19 protein-coding genes, 1 tRNA gene and 1 pseudogene are annotated in these 21571 nt (G+C 66.6%); 5 read left to right on the top strand and 16 right to left on the bottom strand.

The genetic code is table 11. From position 1 onward, the window contains the following. Window positions 1-6 precede the first annotated feature (6 nt). Window positions 7-870, bottom strand: a complete 864-nt coding sequence (nadC, locus tag WAB17_RS05780; protein WP_435419061.1) for a carboxylating nicotinate-nucleotide diphosphorylase — start codon at window positions 868-870, stop codon at window positions 7-9. A 102-nt stretch (window positions 871-972) separates the two neighbouring features. Between nadC and WAB17_RS05775 the strand changes: the two genes are divergently transcribed. Continuing rightward, the gene (locus WAB17_RS05775) at window positions 973-2340 is read left to right on the top strand and encodes an aldehyde dehydrogenase family protein (RefSeq protein WP_435419341.1); all 1368 of its coding nucleotides are present in this window, start codon (window positions 973-975) and stop codon (window positions 2338-2340) included. A gap of 27 nt (window positions 2341-2367) precedes the next feature. Here WAB17_RS05775 and WAB17_RS05770 read toward each other — a convergent pair whose 3' ends face one another. Together WAB17_RS05770 and WAB17_RS05765 are read right to left on the bottom strand one after the other, a co-directional pair. Continuing rightward, a complete protein-coding gene (locus WAB17_RS05770) occupies window positions 2368-3165 on the bottom strand; it encodes a LytR/AlgR family response regulator transcription factor (RefSeq protein ID WP_435419060.1) in 798 nt (265 codons plus the stop codon). 3 nt (window positions 3166-3168) lie between these two features. Further along, on the bottom strand, window positions 3169-4365 hold the full coding sequence (locus WAB17_RS05765; protein ID WP_435419059.1) for a sensor histidine kinase: 1197 nt from the start codon (window positions 4363-4365) through the stop codon (window positions 3169-3171). Between the two features lie 90 nt (window positions 4366-4455). Between WAB17_RS05765 and WAB17_RS05760 the strand changes: the two genes are divergently transcribed. Continuing rightward, window positions 4456-5073: an HD domain-containing protein gene (locus WAB17_RS05760; RefSeq protein ID WP_435419058.1), complete on the top strand. Its 618-nt coding sequence runs from the start codon at window positions 4456-4458 to the stop codon at window positions 5071-5073. Between the two features lie 3 nt (window positions 5074-5076). On the opposite strand, the gene WAB17_RS05755 is transcribed toward WAB17_RS05760, so the two are convergent. From WAB17_RS05755 to WAB17_RS05715, 9 genes and pseudogenes are all read right to left on the bottom strand, one after another. Further along, complete coding sequence (locus WAB17_RS05755; protein ID WP_435419057.1) at window positions 5077-6051, bottom strand: hypothetical protein; 975 nt, start codon at window positions 6049-6051, stop codon at window positions 5077-5079. Continuing rightward, on the bottom strand, window positions 6048-6752 hold the full coding sequence (locus tag WAB17_RS05750; protein WP_435419056.1) for a DsbA family protein: 705 nt from the start codon (window positions 6750-6752) through the stop codon (window positions 6048-6050). The genes WAB17_RS05755 and WAB17_RS05750 overlap by 4 nt, the downstream gene beginning before the upstream one ends. Before the next feature lie 11 nt (window positions 6753-6763). Continuing rightward, window positions 6764-8119, bottom strand: a complete 1356-nt coding sequence (locus WAB17_RS05745; RefSeq protein ID WP_435419055.1) for a M48 family metalloprotease — start codon at window positions 8117-8119, stop codon at window positions 6764-6766. 9 nt (window positions 8120-8128) lie between these two features. Then, the gene (locus tag WAB17_RS05740) at window positions 8129-9118 is read right to left on the bottom strand and encodes an alpha/beta hydrolase (RefSeq protein WP_435419054.1); all 990 of its coding nucleotides are present in this window, start codon (window positions 9116-9118) and stop codon (window positions 8129-8131) included. Window positions 9119-10332: 1214 nt separating this feature from the next. Further along, window positions 10333-11112: pseudogene (locus WAB17_RS05735) on the bottom strand (PAS domain-containing protein); the annotation flags it as partial. Window positions 11113-11218: 106 nt separating this feature from the next. After that, window positions 11219-11680: a DUF2141 domain-containing protein gene (locus tag WAB17_RS05730; protein ID WP_435419053.1), complete on the bottom strand. Its 462-nt coding sequence runs from the start codon at window positions 11678-11680 to the stop codon at window positions 11219-11221. Next, window positions 11638-12360: a sterol desaturase family protein gene (locus WAB17_RS05725; protein WP_435419052.1), complete on the bottom strand. Its 723-nt coding sequence runs from the start codon at window positions 12358-12360 to the stop codon at window positions 11638-11640. Before WAB17_RS05725 ends, WAB17_RS05730 begins: the two co-directional genes overlap by 43 nt. 40 nt (window positions 12361-12400) lie before the next feature. After that, complete coding sequence (locus tag WAB17_RS05720) at window positions 12401-12904, bottom strand: MmcB family DNA repair protein (protein WP_435419051.1); 504 nt, start codon at window positions 12902-12904, stop codon at window positions 12401-12403. Window positions 12905-12963: 59 nt separating this feature from the next. Then, window positions 12964-13362: a hypothetical protein gene (locus WAB17_RS05715; protein WP_435419050.1), complete on the bottom strand. Its 399-nt coding sequence runs from the start codon at window positions 13360-13362 to the stop codon at window positions 12964-12966. 122 nt (window positions 13363-13484) lie between these two features. Between WAB17_RS05715 and WAB17_RS05710 the strand changes: the two genes are divergently transcribed. Then, window positions 13485-13561: transfer RNA gene (locus tag WAB17_RS05710), tRNA-Arg, on the top strand. 146 nt (window positions 13562-13707) lie between these two features. On the opposite strand, the gene WAB17_RS05705 is transcribed toward WAB17_RS05710, so the two are convergent. Continuing rightward, window positions 13708-15246, bottom strand: coding sequence for a fatty acid--CoA ligase (locus tag WAB17_RS05705; RefSeq protein ID WP_435419049.1), 1539 nt, complete (start codon window positions 15244-15246; stop codon window positions 13708-13710). A gap of 167 nt (window positions 15247-15413) precedes the next feature. Between WAB17_RS05705 and WAB17_RS05700 the strand changes: the two genes are divergently transcribed. Continuing rightward, complete coding sequence (locus tag WAB17_RS05700; RefSeq protein WP_435419048.1) at window positions 15414-16394, top strand: diacylglycerol/lipid kinase family protein; 981 nt, start codon at window positions 15414-15416, stop codon at window positions 16392-16394. After that, window positions 16391-17287, top strand: a complete 897-nt coding sequence (locus tag WAB17_RS05695; protein ID WP_435419047.1) for a hypothetical protein — start codon at window positions 16391-16393, stop codon at window positions 17285-17287. The genes WAB17_RS05700 and WAB17_RS05695 overlap by 4 nt, the downstream gene beginning before the upstream one ends. A gap of 3 nt (window positions 17288-17290) precedes the next feature. Here WAB17_RS05695 and WAB17_RS05690 read toward each other — a convergent pair whose 3' ends face one another. The 3 genes from WAB17_RS05690 to WAB17_RS05680 form a co-directional block, all read right to left on the bottom strand. Further along, entirely contained in the window at window positions 17291-17788 is a 498-nt protein-coding gene (locus WAB17_RS05690) for a DUF2141 domain-containing protein (RefSeq protein ID WP_435419046.1), read from the bottom strand. Window positions 17789-17927: 139 nt separating this feature from the next. Continuing rightward, entirely contained in the window at window positions 17928-19622 is a 1695-nt protein-coding gene (locus WAB17_RS05685; RefSeq protein WP_435419045.1) for an ABC transporter ATP-binding protein, read from the bottom strand. Window positions 19623-19685: 63 nt separating this feature from the next. Then, window positions 19686-21554 (bottom strand): asparagine synthase-related protein, encoded by a 1869-nt coding sequence (locus tag WAB17_RS05680; protein WP_435419044.1) that lies wholly within the window; start codon window positions 21552-21554, stop codon window positions 19686-19688. Between the last annotated feature and the right edge of the window lie 17 nt (window positions 21555-21571).

Raw genomic sequence — 21571 nt, 5'->3', positions numbered from 1 at the left:
CAATCCTCACAGCGGCGTGAAATCCAGCCCGATATCGGCGGCAGGGGCACTTTGGGTAAGCCGGCCGACCGAGATGTAATCCACCCCGGTGGCCGCCTTGGCCTTGATGGTCCGGAGGTTGATCCCGCCGCTGGCCTCGGTCGGCACACGCCCTGCGACGATGCCCACGGCTTCGCGCAGCTCGTCCGGCTCCATGTTGTCGAGCAGCAGCCGGGTCGCGCCTGCCGCAAGGGCCGGTTCGATCTGGTCGAGCCGGTCGACCTCGCAGATGATCTCCTCGACCCCTGCCTCGACTGCACGGCGCACGGCTTCGCCGACCGACCCGGCGACGAGGACGTGGTTGTCCTTGATCATCGCCGCATCCCACAGCCCCATGCGGTGATTGGCCGCGCCGCCCATGCGGGTCGCGTATTTTTCCAGGAGGCGCAGGCCGGGGATGGTCTTGCGGGTGTCGAGCAGGGTGCAGGCGGGATTGTCCATTGCCGTCACATATTCGCGCGCCATGGTGGCGATGCCGCTGAGGTGTTGCACGGTATTGAGCGCGCTGCGCTCTGCCGTCAGCATCGCGCGGGCATTGCCCGACAGGCGCATCAGGTCGGTCCCGGCGGGAACCTCGGCGCCTTCCTCGGCGAGGATGTCGATCTCCATCGCCGGTTCGAGCGCGCGAAAGAAGGCGGCCGCGATGGGCAAACCGGCGACGACAATCGCATCGCGGCTGTCCATCACCCCGGCAAAGAGGGCATCGGCGGGAATGACGCTTTCCGAGGTGACGTCGCGCCCGCCATCCGGCAGCCCTTCTCCCAGGTCCTCGGCCAGAGTGTCGCGGACGAAACGGGCGAGGTCGAAGCCGGGCAGGTTGAATTCTCTCATGGCTGCGGTCCTGCGCGATTTTGCCTTCGCTCTCAAGGGGCAGGAACAACAGGCGCGCGCGGCGGGTTCATCACGAAAGATCAATCCCGCATGAAGGCCCCCATGATAACCACGACCAATCCCGCCACCGGCGAAACCCTCGCCCAGTATGCCGAGCTTTCGGATCAGGAGATCGAGGCGAAGCTGGCGCTGTCGGCCAAGGCCTTTGCCGACTGGCGGCTTTCCCCGCTCGAAGATCGGTGTGCGGTGCTGGACCGGCTGGCCGATGCCTATGACGCCAATGCCGATGCGCTGGCGCGCCAGGCGACGCTGGAGATGGGCAAGACCATCGGCAGTGCGAAGGCGGAAGTGGCGAAGTGCGCCCAGTTGTTCCGCCACCTTGCCAAGGCCGGGCCGGCCATGCTCGAACCCTTGCACTGGGACCTTGGCGACGACGGCACTGCGGAAGGCCACTGGTTGCCGCAGGGTACCGTGCTGGCGATCATGCCGTGGAACTTTCCCTACTGGCAGGTCGCGCGCTTCCTCGGCCCGGCGATCATGGCTGGCAATACCGGCCTGCTGAAGCATGCCAGCATCGTGCAGGGCAGCGCTGCGCTGATCGAGGATATGATGGAACTGGCCGGTGCGCCTCGAGGGCTGTTCCAGAACCTTGCGATCGGATCAGGCGCGGTCGACGGCATCCTTGCCGACCACCGTGTCGTGGCTGCGACCCTCACAGGCAGCGAAGGCGCGGGCGCGGCGGTGGCTGCTTCCGCCGGCAAGCATCTCAAGAAAGTCGTGCTCGAGCTCGGCGGGTCGGACCCCTTCATCGTGATGCCCTCGGCCGATCTGGACAAGGCAGTGGAACAGGCGGTGCAGGCCCGGATCCAGAACACTGGCCAATCGTGCATCTGCGGCAAGCGGTTGATCGTCCACGCGGAGATTTATGACGATTTCAGGGACCGCTTCTTTGCTGCGATGGAGGCGGTGGTTGCCGGAGATCCGTTCGACGAGGCGAGCGACATGGGCCCGCTGTCGAGCATGACACAGCTCGAAACCGTGGTGGAACAGCTGGCGCAGGCCGAGCGCGACGGTGCGACGCTCGAGTTCGGGGCAAACCGACCGGATGGCCCCGGCGCCTACATCACGGCAGGGGTACTGACCGGCGTGCAGCCCGGCAGCAAGACCGCCCAGGACGAGATCTTCGGGCCCATCGCCCAGCTTTACCGCGCGGAGGATGCAGGCCACGCCATAGCGATCGCAAACGCCATTCCTTTTGGCCTCGGATCATCGGTCTGGACCGAGGATCCGGAAGAACAGCGGCTGTTCGTCCGCGACATCGAAGCGGGCATGACGGCGATCAACCGGATGCTCGCGTCCGACCCGCGCGCTCCTTTCGGCGGGATCAAGCGGTCCGGCCATGGGCGCGAACTATCCGAACTCGGCCTGCACGAGTTTATGAACCTGAAAACGGTGTTCCGCCCGGCCTGACGACCGAACGGTCCCGGCGCGCGCGGCTCAGTGCACGAAGCGCGCGACCACGTCGCGGTAGCTGCGGGAAACCTTCACCTCCTGACCGCTTTCCAGCACCAGGAAGCATTCGCCATTGGTGTGCGGCTTGACCTGCCGGACCAGGTCGAGGTTGACGATCCAACTGCGATGCACGCGCTGGAACACGCGCGGGTCCAGCCGTCGTTCGAGGTCTTTCATCGTCTCGCGCAGGATCAGCGAGTTCTCGGCGGTATAGATGCACATGTAATCACCCGCGGCCTCGATCCGCTCGATCGTGTCGACTTCGACCCGGAAGATCTGGCCGCGATCCTTGACGTTGATGAGTTTTTCGAAGCGCTCGCCGCTCTCTTCGGAACTGTCCGCCAGCTCTTCCGCCACTTCGGGGGCTACCTCGGTCAGCACGTTCATCAGCTTGCCGGCCTCTTCGGCGCTGCGCTTTTCCGCCAGCCGCTGCCGGACCCGTTCGATGGTGTCGGCCAGCGCCGCCTCGTCGACCGGCTTCATCAGGTAATGCAGCGCATTGGCCTCGAAAGCACGGATCGCATGTTCCTGGTAGGCGGTGACGAACACGAACAGCGGCGGGTCGATTTCCATCACGCCCTTGACGACGCTGAAGCCGTCGAAGCCGGGCATCTGGATGTCGAGGAAGACGAGGTCGGGCTTCTCGGTCTTGATCTTGCGAATGGCCTCGCGCCCGTTGGAGCAGGTGCCGATGATTTCCACGTCCTCGAACGGAGCGAGCCGCAGTTCGAGGCCCTGGATAGCGAGTTTCTCGTCATCGACGAGGATGGTGCGAATGGTCATTGGTCAGCTTCCGGTAGCGCGATGCGCGTCGAGCGATTCCACGTTGGAGGCGGGGGCAGGGGCGGCGGGGGATGCAGGCCCGGCAAGTGGCGCCTCTTTCGCGGACTCATGGGGGATTTCGATCACGACGGTGAAGCCGCCGTCATCGGGAGTGCGTATTTCGAACAGGTGGTCATCTCCATAGGCCTGCGCAAGCCTGTCGCGGATATTGGCAAGGCCCACTCCGGTAGATACGGGTTTGCCGGCCAGCGCGAGCGGCAGGCTGGCGCGCGTTTCGGGCCTTTGCAATCCCGGTCCGGTGTCCGACACGGTGATGCGAAGCCTCGGTCCGACAAGCTGCGCCGAAAGGGTGATGCGCGCGCCTTCTTCCTGCGGCGAGACGGCATATTTGATCGCGTTCTCGACCAGCGGTTGCAGCAAGAGCGACGGCAGGACGGCGCTGGCGGCGGCCGGCGCAATGTCGAATTCCGTGCGCAGCCGCTCCTCGAACCGCATCCGTTCGATGTCGAGATAGAGCTTCAGCGTTTCGACTTCCTGGGCGACCGTGACCTTGCCGCCTGGTTCGCTGATGAGCGTATGGCGAAGGAAACCGGACAGCCGTGTCAGCATGGCGTTGGCCGGCTCGGTCTGTTTCAGGAGCACCAGCGTGCTGATCGAATTGAGCGTATTGAACAGGAAATGCGGGTTGAGCTGGTAACGCAGCATCGCCAACTGGGCGCTCGTCGCCTGCGCCTCGAGCCGGAGGAGGCGGTCGTTCTGTTCCTCCACCTGCAGGAAGAAGTTGATGGCGTAGTAGAGGCCGGTCCAGGCACCCAGCAGCGAGAAATCGAAGAACAGGTAGATCAGCACCAGCTGGGTGAGCGTGGTCTCGCGGTCGGAGAAGTAAAGGCCGACCACCCACGCCTCGACCAGCGCGAAGGCCGCCACCGCCACTGCCAGCGCCACGGCGGTCACACCCCATGTCACCAGCGGCGACCGGTTGATGACGCGGCGATACACCAGCGACAGCAGCGTGCTGATGGAAAAGCCGGTGACCCCGACGATCAGCATGAGGATGATGTAGGATGCGCTCTGCCCGTTGGAGATGCCCTGGATCGAACGCAGCACCACCGCGCCGGTCCAGCCCGCGAATTGCAGGTTCCAGAACGCCCGGTTCTTGTTTTCGAAAAACGGCGTGGGGCGGAAAGGCAGGACAGCCATGGTGCGGGTCTTAGCGAATTTGCTCGATTGCGTCAGATTTTTTGCATGATCGGGGACTGAGCTGATACGGTGACTGCAGGAGAGAACGCCATGAACGCACCACATCACCCCGGGCAGGAAAGCGCGCAGGAGCGGGCAAGGTTCCGCGAGATGAAGCAGGGTACGGCCGAGGACTGGGCCATCATCGGTCATGAATATCGCGAATTCTCGAAGGGGCTGGCCGACCGCGTGCTCGACCATCTTCGATTGCTCGATGGCGATTTCGGCGGATTCCCGGTCGACCGGCTCGAGCATTCGCTGCAGACCGCGACCCGCGCCTGGCGCGATGGGCGGGACGAGCCCTATGTGGTGATGGCCCTGCTGCACGACATCGGCGACACGCTCGGCAGCTACAACCACCCCGAAGTGGCCGCTTCGATCATTAAGCCTTTCGTGTCGGAAGAACTCCACTGGATCTGCCAGAACCACGGCGCGTTCCAGGGATATTACTATTTCCACCACCTCGGCATGGATCGCAACATCCGCGACCGGTTCGAGGACCACCCCCACTACGCCGCCTGCGCTGAATTCTGCGAGAAGTACGACCAGGCCGCCTTCGATCCGGACTACCGGTCGGAGCCGCTGGAATTCTTCGAGCCGATGGTGCGCCGGGTGTTCGAGCGGCCGATCAATTCCATGTATGCCAAGGCCGTCGAACAAACGGCCTGAACCCTAGCCCTCGGGCGCGATCTCGCGCCTGAAATGAGCGCGCCAGTCGGCGCGGCCTGCGGCTGCGAGCTGCGCTTCGACCAGCGGAATTTCCGCCGCCATGGCGTCGGCTCGCTCGTCCCACCCGTCATGGGTGCGTTTGCGCAGGATGCCGCCGCTGTAATCGGGGCCCCAGGTGTTCATGAAGCGCAGGGCTGCGGCCGGTTCGTATCCCGCGTTGGCCAGGAGCCACGGTGCCAGCCGGTCGGCTTCGCGCTCGGTCAGGCGGATATCCTTCTGCTTGCGGCCGCGCGCGTCGAGCCAGGCGCGATGCCGCAGCACATTGTGCGCCAGTTCATGCGCCATGACCGCCGCCAGCAGTTCATCTTCCCAGCCGAAGCCGGGGAATTTTTCGCCGATCACCACCCGGGTGCCGTCGGCAACGGCGCGCTGGCCCAGCTCGCCGACTTCCCAGCGCGTAGCACAGGCAGATACGCCCTTGAGGGTGACGGACCCGCGCCCGGCAATTTGCAACGCGATCTGGCCACTGTCGCGCAGGGACTGCTCCATTATTTCGTTGATCGTGACCAGCCGCGCCCAGCGCCGTCGGTCCTCGTTGGGAATCGCTGCAACTTGCGTTGCGGAGACCGCTTCGATCGTCTGGTCCGGCGCGATGCCGGCCTTTGCCGCAGGCGAGCCCGGCACGATCGACTGCACCCCGATATCCCCGCCAAGCCCCAGCTGTGCGCGCAATTCGTCGCGATTCCCGTAGGCGGCAAGATCGTGCAGCAACAGCCCGGTCGCAGGCGCCAGCGTATCGCAGAATGCGGCATTGCCGGTTGCAAGGGCGTATCCGATCCGCGCCACGCGGGCATCCTTGGCCCGTAGCTCGGCAAACCCTTCGGGTAGGCTTGCCGGGCCCGCGGTGGCGGGCAGGGCAAAGGCCGCAAAAGGCAGAGAAAAGGCGGCGGTGAGGACCGCGCGCCGGCGGGACGTCATTTCCCGGCGCCCCCGCTTCCGCCCGCAGCGATCGCTTCAGCCAGCGTTTCGGCCGGCAGGGCGCCTTCCATGGCCTTGCCGCCGGCAATCCAGCTCGGGGTGCCGCTGAAGCCGAGCTCCTCGGCGAACTGGGTATTGCGCCCGAGCTCATAGGCAATCTGCGGATCGGCCGCGTCGGCCTTCAATCGTTCGAAATCGAGGCCTGCCTTGCGCGCAGCCGCGGCAATGCCGGCTTCGGTCGTGTCGCCGCCTTCGAACAGCGCCTGGTGGAAGGCCCCGTACTTGCCCTGGCGGGTGGCGGCGAGCGCGAGGCTTGCGACCACTTCGCTGCCGTCGAAGATCGGCCATTCCCGGATGATCACCTTGAGCTCCGGATCGGCGGCGATCAGTTTCTGCACCTCGCCCGCGCTGGCGCGGCAATAGCCGCAGTTGTAATCGGTGAACTTGACCAGCGTATGCTTGCCCTCAGGGTTGCCGAGCACGGCCCCCTTGAACGGAGTATAGAGATCCTGTCCCGCACGGGCGAGCTTCTCCTGCGCCTGGCGGCTCTGCAGCTCGGCTGCGACCTTGGGCAGGATTTCCGGGTTGGCGAGGAGGTAGCGTTCGACCTGCCGGTCGCCGAGGCCGGTGAAGCTGAAGGCCGCAGCACCGGCGAAACCGGCGGCAAGGGCGAGGACTATGGTCAGGACATGGCGCTGCATGGCCGACAGGGCTAGCGCCGCTCGCGCTCGGCTTCAAGCTCGGCCTGCGCCTGCAGCCGGATGTCCTGCGCCCGCAGCCAGTCGGGCGAACCTTCGGGCAGCCCGGCTTCGGCCACCTGCGCGCTGCCGAGGGCGAGCAGCCACTGGCGCTGCATGACCTGCTGCTCGGCAGTCGCCAGCCGCGCCCGAGCCATGTCGCCGCGCGCTGCGTAGACCACGCCCAGCTGGTACCAGGCGAACGGCATCCAGCGATCGCGCGCGACGGCGGCGCGCAGCACCTTTTCCGCCTCGGCGTAATTGGCCTGGTCCTCCGTCGCGATCAGCGCGTGGCCGAACAGAGTGGCTATCAGCGGATGGTTGCCCGTCGCCTGCGTCGCCTGCCGCAGGGCCGGTATCGCCTCTTGCGCCCGCCCCGATTCCAGCAGCACCTGGCCCTTGAGCTCGAGGAAGTAGGGATCGTCCGGGGCTGCGGCGAGCAGTGCGTCGACTTCTTCGAGGGCGCGCTCCACCTGCGCATCGCGATGGTAGGCGTAGGCCCGGGCGTACCGCGCCGGGATATCCTGGCGGGAGCGCGGATAGGCACGAAGCACGAAGGCCGGTTCGGCAAGATAGCCGTACAGCTTCGCCTTGATCCGCTCGAACCGGGCCTGAAGCTGTGCGTCGCCGGGCTTGTCCCACGCCGGATCGATCTCGTAGACTTCGCGCAGCCGCGTGATGCGGTCCCCCGAAAGCGGATGCGTGCGGTAGTATTGCGCCTCGTCGGCCTGGCTGCGGCCGTAGCGGAATTCCTGGTTAAGCAGCTTGCCGAAGAAATCGAGCGAACCACGCCCGGAAATGCCCGCCTTCGACAGATAGTCCGCACCGGCGGCGTCGGCGGAACTTTCCTGCGCGCGGCTGAAGGAAAGGAACTTCCCCAGTGCCGCCTGCTGCCCGGCCATCAGTGCGGCCATGCCGGCATCACCGGCGCCCGCTGCCATGGCGGCGACCCCGAGCAACAGCGAGAGGATGGTGATGTTGGTGGCCGCGCGATAGCTGTCGGCGCTACGAATGACATGGCCGCCGGTAATGTGGCCGAGCTCGTGGGCAATCACGCCCTGCACCTCGTTGGCCGTGTCCGCGGCGTTGATCAGGCCGGCATTGAGGTAAACCACCTGCCCACCCGCCACGAAGGCGTTGATCGACTGGTCGTTGACCAGCACCACGTCCACATTGCCAGGCTGCAGCCCGGCCGCCTGCACCAGCGGGGCCGACATCTCCTGCAGGACCGCCTCGGTCTCCGCGTCGCGGAGAATCGACTGTGCCATGACCGGCTGCGCGGCAAAGGCCAGTGCAGTGAAAGCGGCGAGGCAGCGGGCAAGCAGGCGCATCACCCGTGCCTAGCGCCGCAGCGCCTGAATGTCCCCTGAAGAATCCGCCGGCGAAGGGCGGGCCGAAGACGCCGTGGTTCGCGCCAGGAAGTCGAACACCGCCTTCTTCACGGTTCCCTCGCCCTCGAAAGGCCGCGACATGGCGAGGAGGATGCCGACATGGCTCATGCCCGGGACGACGACCGCTTCCGCTGGCGATCCGGCTGCTGTCATCGCCCGCGCCAGCGCCTTGCTGTTGCGGGGCCGGACGGTGGTGTCGTCGCTGCCCGTCAGCAGCAGCAAGGCCGGCGCGCCGGCCCTGGCGAAATTGACCGGCTGGGTCGCCTCGAGCGAAGGTGCATTGCCGAAAGCGGCAATCGTGCCGGGGCTGTCGAGGGGAAGGAAATCGTAGGGCCCGGCCAGCCCGATGGCACCGCGAATCCGGTCGTGCGTCACGCCCGCCTGCTCCAGCCAGCGTGGGTCGAGCGCCAGCATCACCGCGTTGTACCCGCCAGCCGAATGGCCCATCAGCACGATGCGGCGCGGGTCGCCGCCATGCCTCGCGATGTTGTCGACGACCCAGCGCACCGCCGCCGCACCGTCTTGCAGCATGGCCGGGTATTCGCCGCCCGGCACCAGGCGGTAGCCGGCGGACACGCCGACGAAGCCGCGCGCTGCGAGGTTGCGGGCGACAAACGCATATTCGCTCGCCCGGCCGTGCGACCAGCTGCCACCATGGATGAAAACGACCACCGGACGACCGGTACCCTCGCCGGCGGGCCGGGCGACCACCAGTTCCTGTTCGGCGGCTGGGCCGAATGGCAGCGGGCCCGAAACCTCGGCGGCCGATCCTGTGAAAAGCGCATCGGCGCGATCGAGCAGGGCGACCGACTGGCTGGCCATTGCCCAGCGCCAGACCCCGAACACGATAGCGACGAGAACCGCCGCGATCACCAGGATCCAGACGATCCACCCCATCTTGCGACCTTTCCCGGCCGTGCCTGGCCCACTGTGCGACATGGCGTCGCTCCTAGCGGGCAGATCGATCCGGGGAAATGGCGAATGCAGGCTTAGCCGACGAGTTTGCGTCCGGCCTTTTCGACCAGGGCAACGTAGTCGCTGCAATCGCCCAGAACCGCGATCTCGCCATTGCCGAGGCGACGGATGACAATGACGCCGAATTCGGGACCCTCAGGGTCGATGGCGTCGAAACCATGCAGTTCGAGTGCCCGCAGCTTTCGGGCAAGCGCGGCGCGGACCTGATCGACAGGCTCGACCTCCTTGCCCTCTTCTTCCTTGCGCAGGCGTCGCTCGGCCTGGACGATCCCCTTGAGGCCGCCCGTGGCAGAGGCCAGGAAGCCCTTGAGTTCGCCCCGGGCGACACCCTTGCGTCGCGCATGGCTGAGGACGGCGGCATACTCGGTCAGCCGGGTCTTGTCGTAGTCGGCACCGAAGACGAGCTTGACGACCGGGGTCATCGGCGCCCGTTCCTGCATGACCAGGCCGTTCTCCGCGATCAGCTCGGCAAAATCCTCGGGCGCTTCCTCGGCAGCGATGCTGACGTCGTAGGCGCGGCTGACAGCTTCGTAGAGCGCGCCGCGGGTGCGGTCTTCGCTCGAATGCGCGATCTGCGCCAGTTCGCGGGCTTCGGCCAGCGTGTCATACAGGCCCATCTCGCTATCGTCCTGCGCGAACGAGGCAAGATCGATCGGGCGCGGCGTGCTGGCGACAGGTTCCGGCTCCGGCTCCGGCCCGGCTTCCGGTTCCGGCTGCGCTTCGACGGCCGGCAGTACTGCGGCCGGCATCGGCGGCACGGGTTCCTCGACGGGATGAGGAACGGCTTCGTCCAGCGTGGCTTCGTCTGCCAGTTCCAGCGGCGAGGCCCAGTCATCCATGTCCTCTTCGTCGTCGGCATCGAAGCCGCTGCCGAGAAGGCTGGCGAACCGGTCGTTTTCCTGCCCGAAAGCGGGAAGCGGGAAATCGTCGGCCTCGTCGAAGCCGCCATCCTGCGCGGCGTCGTAGGGGGAGAGGCTCTGGGTAATCGAAAGGTCCAGCGGTTTTTTCGCCGGCTTGCTGCGCAACCCGCCAAGTCCGGCAAGGCTGTCGGCTGCCCCGACATCGCTGTCGGCCTCGCCGCCGCTCGGCATCAGCGACGCATAGGCCTCATGATTGATCGTGTCTTCCTCGTCTGCCTCACCGATGTCGGGCAGGGAGAATTCGACTGCGTCTTCCTCGTCCTCGTCCTCTTCGCCGAAGCCGGAAAGGTCGAACACGTCGTCCTCGCCACCGGTCCAGTCCTCGCCCGCGCCCTGCTGTCCGAAGGCCGGATCCGCGGCGGGTCCGTCGGCCCAGTCGGCGACCGGGCCGGCCATACGCTCCAGCGCTGACACGGCATTGTCCTCGACGAGATCGTCGTCCTCGCCGGACTCCAGTGCCTGGTCGACCTCGAGCAGCAGCTCGTCGGTGGTCAGCTGGTCGGCGACTTCCTTCCAGTTGATGACGCCGTAGATGAAATCGATCGTGTCGTCGTCGCTGGAAAAAGGCAGCAGGATGCCGCGATACAGGATCGAGGCGCCGCGCTGGTTGACGAACTCCGCCTCGAATCCGATCGGCGCCTGGTTGGCGAGAATCTGCATGTAGTGGTCGGTAATGCGGCTCAGCAGCGACCGGCTCGGCACGTCGTCCAGCGTGCGGATGGCACCTGCCGGACCGCATTCCTCGGCCAGTTGTTCACCAAGGTATTGCACTGCGGGATGGTCAACGCCGCCGGTGAAGTCCAGCAGCACGCTGTACGGCCCGAAATCGGGCAGCGATTCGGGATCTAGATCCTCGATCGAGGGGAAATTGCGGTCCGCCAGCAGGCTCGCCCAGTGATTGTAGGCGCGCACCTGCATGCGCCGCTCGTCCTGCCCGACGGGGCTGGGCGGCGCCTCGCGCGAGATATCGTCCTCGGCGAAATCCTCGTCGCTTGTATCTTCGTCAAACGAACCGATTTGTCCGCGCAGCGTATCCATCACTTGCAGAGCCCCTCACATGGCGTTCGGGCCTGTTGTGACGCTGCGTGGTAAACATCCCGTTAAGTGGATGCGCAAACCTTCCCGGCGGTGTGGCGGTCTGACGTCAGAACAGGTAGCGCATCCGGATGCGCTGGTGCACCGGGTCGCTTGCCACGGGAAACGCGGCCGCGGCAAACTTGGGCGGGCCCATCTGCACCTTGGCGTCACGCGAAAAACCGAATCCTTCGCGGGGGATCATCAGCGCCTTGTCGGCCTTGCCGTTGCCGTTCTCGTCGTGCAGCAGCGAAATCGCATAGGTCCCGGGCGCCACGCCGCGGAAGGTGAACCGCACGGTGTTGCCGGCATCGACTGTCATCGACAGCGCCTGCGGGTCCTTGTTGCAGTCGGGAAAGGCTTTCGGCTTGGCGGTCAGGCAGGCCAGCACCTTGCCCTTGGCCGACCTCAGTTCGGTGACGGTTACGCTGACATCCTGTGTCCGCCCCCCGCCGTTGCCGAGCAGCGGGATCGCCGCCGCCGTCAGTATCAGCGCCGAAATGCCTCGGCCAAGCCCCCGTCCGTCCCGCATAACCGATCCCAAAACCTGAAATAGAGCCCGTAGTTGCAATTGTACCGCTCGTGATGGAGCTGGTGGTGGCTGGCGGTTATCAGCCAATTCCCTAAGCGCGAATGAACGAGGCTGCGGGGAAACATCTCCCATCCCATGTGATTGGTTACCCCCATGACCGTCATCACCGCGAGCACGAGCGCCAGCATAGCCGCGTGGATCGGGATGACAAAGACCAGCGCCGGAATAACCACAGCCCCGGTCAGCGCCTCCACGGGGTGGAAACTCATCGCCGCCCAGGCGGTCGGAGGCCGGCTGGCATGGTGGACCGCATGGGCCAGGCGAAACGCCTTCGGGCGATGCATCCAACGGTGGGTCCAGTAGAACCAGGTGTCATGGGCGAAAAGGTAGAGCAGCACGGATAGCGGCAGGTACCACAGCGGAAAGTCCGTCCAGCCGGTGTAGATCCGGGTCCAGCCCCGGGTATCCCAGCCCCAGGCCACGATCCCCGCCGGGACGCCGTAGATTGCCGCCGAGGCTAGCGACCAGAGAATCTCACGCCCGATCTGGCGATCGAGGCCGACATAGGCGCCGGGCCGCACTCTTGCCGTCAGCCAGGCGAAAAAGCCGCTGGTGGCAAGGTACCGCAGCCCGACGATCGCCGTCATGGCCAGGGCAGAAGAGAGGATCGCGAGCCACATCCGCCATTCCTATGCCAAGCACCCGCCTGGCGCGAAAGGGCTATTCGCCGCGCATCCACTGGGCGCATCCCGCGTCGTGGGCAACCGTTGTGCGGCGCATGGCGGCGCGGGCCAGGCGCTCGACCTCGACCTTGCGCCGGGCCGCTGCCAATGGCCGCGTCGGAGCAGGGCGCAGGATTTCGGCGTCGTATCCATCGGCCACGATGAGGCCGCAACAATCCGTTCGGAAGGCTTCGGTTTCAAGCGGGGCCCGGTCGAGATGCGCGGCGATGCCCCAGTAGAAGCGGTCGCAATGCTCGAGATAGTCAGGCCATTTGCCGTCCCCCAGCAGGTCGCTGCGGGCAACCTTGATCTCGACGATGACCACTTGCCCCTTCGCGTCGATGCCCATGAGATCGGCCCGCCTCCCGCCGCGGAGGGGCATTTCGGGCAGGCACCAGATGTCGTTTCGGGCAAACAGCCGCATGATCCCGCGCGCAACGGCGGCAGCGTCGGCCGGAAGGTGTTCCGTTGAGGGAGGGGCGGGGCTGGCCATCCGGCCCATTGGAACAGAAAGCGAACGGCAGTCAAGCGGGAAGCGTGCGGCAGCGTGTCGGCGGCCAATCAGGCGCTCCGCCGGGGCCCCAACTCGCCACCTTGGGGGACCAGGGCCAGCACCGAGTTGCGGGCATGGTGAAACTCGCGCCACAGGGTAACGGCCGCGGCGGTGGCATCCTGTCCGCGCGCATTGACCGCCAGCAGCGCCGTGAGGCCCGGCCGCATCATGGCGGTGAGATCGCCGATAAGATCGGCAGCGAGCTCGAACCGCCAGCCGCCGACATCCTTGATCAGAGCCGGGAAGTTGCGCACCTGAGGACTTGGCCGTTCTGGCGAAAGGCCTGCCAGCGCGGCCACGGCCGCCGCTGCGTCCTGCAGCGCGGTCCATTGCACGCTGAGCGACTGGGCAGGGTTGCGCTGGCCTGCAACGGTATCGGCGACGAAGGGTTTGGGCTCTGCGACCATGACAATCCTGCCCTAGCCCCGAGTCGCTTGCCAAATTGCTAATGCGAGCCCCCGGCGGCGCTTTTTCCGGCTGGCAAGCCGCAGACCCCTCTGCTAGACGCGCGCCTCGCCAATCGCGCGATGCACCCGTAGCTCAGCTGGATAGAGCGCTGCCCTCCGAAGGCAGAGGTCACAGGTTCGAATCCTGTCGGGTGCGCCAAGGGGGCGGTTCTCGCATGAGAGTCGCCCCCTTGGCGTATCATGGCGCTTCGAACCTCGTTCGGAGTCGGAGCAGCTCAGCGGCGGAGACGTCTGGAGCGGAGCGGAAGTCAATCCTGTCGGGTGCGCCAGTTCTCGCAGCCGCCCTCAGTTCACTCCCCGCTCCTTGCCCTCCCAATAGGGCGCGCGCAGTTCTCGGCGCAGGATCTTGCCCGACGGATTGCGCGGCAGGGCATCCACGAAATCGATCGTCTTCGGGCACTTGAACCCTGCGATACGTTCCCGCGCATGGGCGATGATGCTGTCGGGGTCGGGCGAGCACCCCGGCTTGGGTACGACGATCGCCTTGACCGCCTCGCCCCATTTCTCGTCGGGCACGCCGATCACCGCTACGTCGGCGACCTCCTCATGCCCGAACAGCGCACTTTCTACCTCGGCCGGATAGACGTTCTCGCCGCCGGAGATGATCATGTCCTTGATCCGGTCCTGGATGTAGAGATAGCCCTCCTCGTCCATGATCCCCGCATCGCCGGTGCGCAGCCAGCCATCGCCGATCAGCGTCCTGGCCGTCTCCTCCGGACGGTTCCAGTAGCCGATCATCACCGAAGGACTCTTGATCGCGACTTCGCCGATCTGGCCGGGCGGCAGCGGCTGCAGGTTCTCGTCGAGGATGCGCAGCTCGTTACCGGGCAGCGCCTTGCCGGCGCTGCGCATCACCTTTTCGCGCCCCGGGCGGTGGTCTTCGGGCGGCAGACTGACGACGGTGCCATAGGTTTCCGTCATGCCGTACATCTGCGCAAAGTCGCATTTGAGCCGCTCGACCCCTTCCTTGAGCAGGTCGAGCGGGATCGGACTGGCGCCGTAGTTGAGGCCCTTGACCGAGCTGAAGTCGGCAGTCTCGGCGTCAGGATGCGACAGCACGATGCGGATCGCGGCAGGGACCAGGAAAATGTACTCGACTCGGTAGTCGCGAATATCCCGGATGGTGGCGGCCGGATCGAATTCGGCATGGATGATGAGATGCTGGCCCGCCATCAGCGCGCCGCCAGCGGTGCCGACTCCGGCAATGTGGCCATAGGGCATGGCAAGGATGATCGAGCTTCCCGGATCGGCGCTGGCCCATTCGAGATCGGAGGCGCGCAGGATCGGACGCATCGCGGTGGCGTTGTAGTGATTGAGAACTACGCCCTTGGGCAGGCCGGTGGTGCCCGAGGTGTAGAGCTGGAGCATGGCGTCGCCCACATCGACCGCGGTTGCGACCGGGGCATCGTTTTGCGCATCGCGCCAGGCGGCGAATTCGCGCTCCATCACGATCTTGCGGCCTTCGAACGGCACGCTCTCGAAGCCTTCCTCGACAAACAGGATCGTCGCACCGGCATCCCTGGTGATGAAATCGACCTCGCCGGGGGCGAGGCGCCAGATGATCGGCACGAACACAAACCCGCCGCGCACCGTGCCGAGGAACAGCTCCACCGCGTGGTCGCTGTTCTTGCCGAGATAGGCGATCCGGTCGCCCTTCCCGAAGCCCATCGCCGCGAGCCCGTTGGCGATCTGCGTCGCGTGCCGGTCGTATTCGGCATAGGTGGTGACCCGGTCGCCGAAACGCAGGGCTACCTGCCGGGGTCGTTCCGCAGCCTGCGCGGAGAGTGCGTGACCCAGTGTCACGGGGCCGGGAAAATCTGGCATCGCTGTCCTCTCCGTCATGGTCTCTCCATCCGAATCGGATCGAGGCCGTCTGTTTGGCCACGAATGTGTCGGGATGTGCAGCATCAGTCAAAGTCGGCGTAGTGCGACGCTTTTTTGGTGCGTAAGGGCTGGCACCGGCGGGCGATTGGCGGCATGGGCGCGCTGCGATGAACGTGTCACGCCCAGCCAAGCTGTCCGACATGCCCGGCCTGCCGGTCACAGGCGTGCTGTACAACCCGCGCAGCCATCGCAATCGCGATGCGAACATCGTCGAACCGGACTATCCCGTCATCCGCGTGGAGCAGCCGCGCCGCCGCCGCGATCTCAAGGATGCGATGCAGCGCTTCGTCGACAGCGGGGTCGAATTGCTGGTCATCAATGGCGGCGATGGCACCGTGCGCGACGCGCTGACGGGCGGGGCCATGGTGTTCGGAGACAAATGGCCGGACATCGCCGTCCTTCCGCGCGGCAAGACCAATGCGCTGACGGTCGATCTCGGCATGCCCAAGAACTGGGGGCTCGAGCAGGCGATCATCGCCCACCGCGACGGGGGCCGGGTACAGCGCCAGCCCATGGTGCTGACGCCGATGGACGGCCAGGAACTGACGCGGCTCGGCTTCATTCTCGGCGCCGGGATCTTCCTCGCCGCAATCGAGAGCGGCCAGGACGCGCACAAGCTTGGCGCGTTCGACAGCCTCGCCGTCGGGGTGACGACCGCATGGGGTATGCTGCAGGCCCTGTTCGGCAGCGATTCCAATCCCTGGCGACGCGGAGCGCGGGCGCGTATCCTGCTCGGCGATGCGATGCAGGAGCTGGAGCGGACCCCCTATGGCGACCCGCACTCGCGCGCGCTCATCTTCCTTTCCTCGCTGTCCGTCTTTCCGGCCGGTCTCAAGCCGTTCGGCGCGGAGGAAGGCCCGTTGCGGCTGGCCGTCATCGACCAGCTCCGCCGCAGGATCGTGGCCCGCCTGCCGCTCATCCTGCGCGGCGGGGAGATCGCCGGGATGGAGCAGCTCGGCCTCCACCGGCGGGCGACGGACCGGATCGAACTCGATCTCGGCGATCGCTTCATCCTGGACGGCGAGATTTTCCAGCCGGGACGGTATTGCGTCACGCCGGGGCCAGTCCTCAGCTTCGTGGTGCCATGACAACGGCGCTGGTGCAGCGGACGGAACGGCAACTCGCCCGCCCGGTGCGCGACGAGGTGCGCGCTTTCGCGCAAGGCCTTGCGGCAGAGTCAGGTGCGGTCGCAGCGCTGTTCTATGGTTCCAACCTGCGCACCGGCGAACTCGAAGGCGTGCTCGATTTCTATCTCCTGGTGCCGGGTCCGCAGCGCGAGCGGATCTGGCCCCGGGTCAGCTATCACGAGCGCAACGATGCCGGCCAAGTCCTGCGGGCAAAGGTCGCCACCATGTCGCTCGACCGGTTCGTCCGCGCCTGCAACGGCGATAGCCGGGATACCACGGTATGGGCGCGCTTCGTCCAGCCGAGCGCACTTGTGTGGCATGCCGAGGGCTACGACCGGCGTGTGGTGGAGGCAGTGGCGGCTGCCGCGCGGACCGCGGCGCGGCTCGCGGTGGCGCTCGGACCGCTTGCCGGAACTGCGGACGACTATTGGCGCGGCCTGTTCCAGGCGACATACCAGGCCGAGTTCCGGGTCGAGAAATCGGGGCGCGAAAACACGATCCTCGAATCGAACCGGGCCCATTTCGAAGGCTTGCTGCCGCTTGCGCTGGATGCGGCCGGGATCGGATTTACCGAGCGGGCCGGGGTCTACGTGCCGTCGCTGACCAGTGCCGAACGGGCGCGCATCAGGCGCTGGTGGGAAGCGCGGCGGAGACTTGGGAAGCCGATCAACCTGTTGCGACTGGCCAAGGCGACCACCACCTTCGAAGGGGCCGCGCACTATGCCGCCTGGAAGGTCGAGCGGCACACCGGGGTCGCCATCGAAGTGACCCCCTTTCGCGAGAAACACCCGCTGCTGGCCGCGCCGGGCGCCCTGGTCGAGGTCATGCGCGCACGGCGCGGGCCGCGCGGCTGACCGCTACATATAGCGCATGCTGACGGTGATGGCGGTGACGCCGCTGCCGACGGTGAACGCCGTTTTCCTGAAGCTCGGCTTGCCGAGATTGAGGATGTTGATCGACGGGTTGTTCGACATGGCACCGCCATCGCTGCGGATGTCGGTCTTGCCATTGCCGTTGACGTCGTGACGCACGGCGATGCCATAGCTGCCGGCGGCGGGCACGGGCATGCAGAAGGTCATCGTTCCCGCCCGTGCAGGTGCCTCGATCCGGTTGATCCACTTGCCGGATTCGAGCCAGTCGGCGGCGGTGGCGCGATAGGATTGCACGCGGATGCGGCCGCTGGACGACTTGATGCCGTTGACGGTCACCTTCACCGCAGGCCCCTTGCCCGCGCCGCATCGCGCCAGGTCGTTTCCGATCGGCTGGCGGTACTGCGCCACCGCCGGCGCTGCGACCGCGCCTGCGGCCAGCGCCGCCGCCATGCCGACAGCGGCAAGCTTTGGTGAAAAGTTCATACCATGTTGCACGGCCCCTATGGCGAGGCCGGTCCCTAGTTCGAATGCTGCGGAATTGCCCCGCGGATTGCGGCTGCGTATGGCAGGTGAGGGGTGAATTGCGGCTGAATTCCCTCTGCAACGGACTGAAAGCATCGCATTAGGCATTCTGCGATTGCGCGACAATGCGCCCTTGGTCGAGCTGGATGGTCCGCGATGCAAGGGCAGTCAGGGCGCCGCGATGGCCGATTATCAGGATTGCCAGCGTTCCGGCCAGGCCTTCTATGGCCCGCGCGATCGCCGCATCCGTCTCTCTATCGAGCGCGCTGGTCGCCTCGTCGAGGATCAGCAGCGCCGGTCGGCGGAGCAGGGCCCGTGCCAGCACGATCCGCTGGCGCTCGCCACCGGACAACTGCCGCCCCCGATCCCCCAACGGGCAGTCGAGACCGCCGGGCAGGTCGAGGACAAAGCCGGCCGCTGCCAGGTGCAGGACCTCGAGCAGCCGCGCGTCATCGGCGGCCTGGTCCGCCCATACCAGATTATCCCGCACGGTGCCGGTGAACAGGGCCGGGCTCTGGTCAACATAGGCGACCTGCCGGCGCCAGGCCTGTCGCATGGCCGGGCCGAGCGGCGTACCGTCGATCGCCATCGTGCCGCTGTCGGGCGCTATCAGCCCGCCCATTATGTCGGCCAGCGTGCTCTTGCCCGCCCCTGACGGGCCGACCAGGGCAATCGTTTCCCGCGCGCCCATCGTCAACGAAATGTCGGACAGGGCCGGCAAGTCGGCGCGATGGGCGAGCGACACCCGCTCGACCGTCAGGCACCGTTCGAACACCGGGGCCTTGGCCACCGTGCCCGGTACGGTTTCCGCCGCAGCCTCGGCCGCGCGGATCAGCCGGTCGGCCGATGCGAGCGATGGCGCGGAATGGATCCATTGCTGCCAGCAGTCGAGCAGGGCGCCGACTTGCGGCAGGGCCCGGGCAAACAGCGCCAGCAGCGGAATGGCGACAATCGCCGGAACGCTCCACCGCTCCAACGCGAGCCAGGCGGCAACGGCGGCAAGGATCGCCCCGCCCACCTGCAGCAATGCGCGGGCCCGCGCATTGTCCGCAGAGAAGCGTTCCTGCGCCGTCCGGAGTTCCGCAAAGGACGCTAACAGCCTGCCGCGCACCCGGTCTTCCGCGCCGAAGCTCTTGATGGTGCGCAAGGCATCGAGGTTTTCTTCCAGCAGGCCGTGGACCTCGCCATAGCGGGCGCCGAGCCTTACCCCGAGGTCATGCGCGCGCCTGCGCATCCCGCCATAGAAGATTAACAGGCCCGCTCCGGCCATCGCCCCGGCCAGGGCCGCAAGGGGCGAGATGGCGAGCGCGGCCAGGCCGATCGCGAACAGGCCCATCGCAATTCGCACCAGGGCCACCAGTTGGTCGGCGGCAAGGGCAGTGCGATCGATCTCGGAAATCAGCAGCGCACGGTTCTCGCTCTGCTTCATCCTCGACAGGACGCGCCAGTCTCCGCCGAGCAAGGCGGCAATCGCCCGGGCCCGCAAGCGGTCGGCAATGCCCAGCGAAAACCGTAGGGAAAGGGTGGTGCGGGCGTATTCGATGCTTGCCCGCAGCAGAACGAGCACCGCGAAACCGGTCAGCAGGACGGCCAGCGAGGGGTCGAACTGGATCTCGTCCAGCCAGCGCGCAACCGGGGATGCCGCGCGGCCCCCGCCCTCCTGATCGACGACCATGGCCAGCAGCGGCACCAGCATGACGAAGCCGACACCCTCGGTCAAAGCGCTCGCCACAGCCAGCACGGCGACGGCCACCAGCAGTCGCCTGTCAGCGAACGACAGCAGGAGCCTGATCATCGCATGGTTCATCAGATTGGGGCGCTAGCAGGCACGACGCCGCTTGTCCTCCCCGGCATGGCGCTAGAGGTCGTTGCGACCTTCCACCACCCCGACGAATTGCGCGGCAAGCAGTGCCCGCGCGAGGCCTTGGGCATAGGGCAGATTGTCGAATTCGTCGGCGCTGTCGCCGGCCGGGAATTCCTCGAGCATCGACCGCATCCGGCCGGTATCGAGCAAGGCGGCGAGGCGCGGATGCCCTTCGACGGCATCGACATAGGCGAGCAGCTCGCCGAGGCGAGGCTTCATCCGGCTGTGCCAGTCCGGTCCGTGGCGACCGAAGCGCGTGCTCAGGCGCTGGCTTTCCGGCATCCGGCCTTGGGCGAGCCGCCGGGCAAGATAGCGATGCTCGCCATCGCGGACGAACATGCGGGTCGGCAGGGCCATGCAGTATTCGACCAGCGGGCGGTAGGACGTCACGTCTCGGTACCGCATGCCGTAACGCAGCTCGAGCGCCAGGGTGATCTCGCCATGCTCGCGATCCTGGTCCACGAGATCGCGACGGGCGGCTTCCGCACGGCTGGCCGCGAAGGCGAAGCCCTCCCACGCCGGCGCAGAGCCGCGAATTCCCGCCCGCACCCGATACTGCGCGCGGGCGGACGGCGAGAGCAGCGAATTCCATGCCAGCACGTCGCGGCGCGATGGTCGCACCCAGCCCTTGATGCGCCGCCGCCAGCCAAGCGGCAGGTTGGGCATGACGCCGAGAGCCAGCACCTTGCGCCACAGCGGGCGATGGTCATGGACCCTGCCGCGCAGGTTCTGCAGCATCCGGTCCCATCGCATCCGGCGGAAATCCTCGGCATAGGCCCAGCGACCGTCGGCGCTGAAGGTCTGGTTGCCAAGGTCGGCGCCGAAGAGCCAGTCGCAGCCGAGGCTGCTGGCTGTTTCCCAGACCCCGTGATGCGAGCCGAAATGCGCCAGCGAGGGATTGAAGCAGGCCGCTTGGCGCGCGACGTCCCGGAACCGGTAGTCGAACCCGCCATGGGCCGGATCGGCCCGGTGGACCGCGAGCCGCGGATGCATCGCTGCAAAACGCTCCACCGCCGACCATTCGTCGGCCATGGCCCCGGGCATGGCATCGGACGCGCCCTCGCTTTCGGGTACGAAAGTAACCGCGTTGAGGCCCCGATCTTGCGGGAGCTGGCGCAGCAACTCGTCGGCAACGGTGGGGGAGTCCAGGCCCGCAGATAGCGCCAGGGCAGGACGCTGCGCCGATCGCAAGGCTGCCCGGCAGGCTTCAGCCAACAGCTGCTCCAAACGGGCGAGGACTGCTGCATCGTCCGCATCGGCGATGCTGGGCAAGGGCTGCGCCAGATACCAGCGATCCACTGAAGCGCCCGCGACCGATACACGGCAAATGCTGCCGAGCGGGAGTCGCAGGATACCCTCGAACTGCGGCGGCAGCTGCGCTTCGCCCATGTCCATGGCGAGCAGGTCCGCAAGCACGTCCCAGTCGAGACGCTTGGGCAGGCCGAGGGAGAAAAACGCCGACGGCAAGCTGGCGGCGACAAGGATCTCGCCAATCCGGGCCCAGTGCAGGGGCGGCGCATTGATGGGCGAGCGGGCCAGTCGCAAAGCCCCGTTGCCGAGCGCGGTCACGGCAGCATACTGGCCGACGATATTCCGGTCGGCGCGGTCCCCCCACCGCGCGACGGCGGCGTCGTAAAGGCGCGCGGGATCGTCCGTGTCGAGCGCGAGGCGCTGGCTTAGCTCTGCGGCATTGTCGATCCACCCGTCGAAGACGGTCCGCCCGGACAGCCCGCCCCGCTCCGGCGCGCCGAAGATGTGCGCATCGTCGACGGGCTTGCCATCGGCCGCCAAGCCGTGGCTGGCAATCCAGCCGCGTAGCGCTTCGCAAGCAGAGCCACCGCCACCGCTGATGGCAGCAAGCATTCAGCGTGCCCGAGTCA

The sequence above is a fragment of the Parerythrobacter aurantius genome, from assembly GCF_045291475.1.
Taxonomy (GTDB): domain Bacteria; phylum Pseudomonadota; class Alphaproteobacteria; order Sphingomonadales; family Sphingomonadaceae; genus Parerythrobacter; species Parerythrobacter aurantius.
Note: the sequence above shows the minus strand (reverse complement) of the source record. Positions and strands in the feature narration are given on the sequence as shown.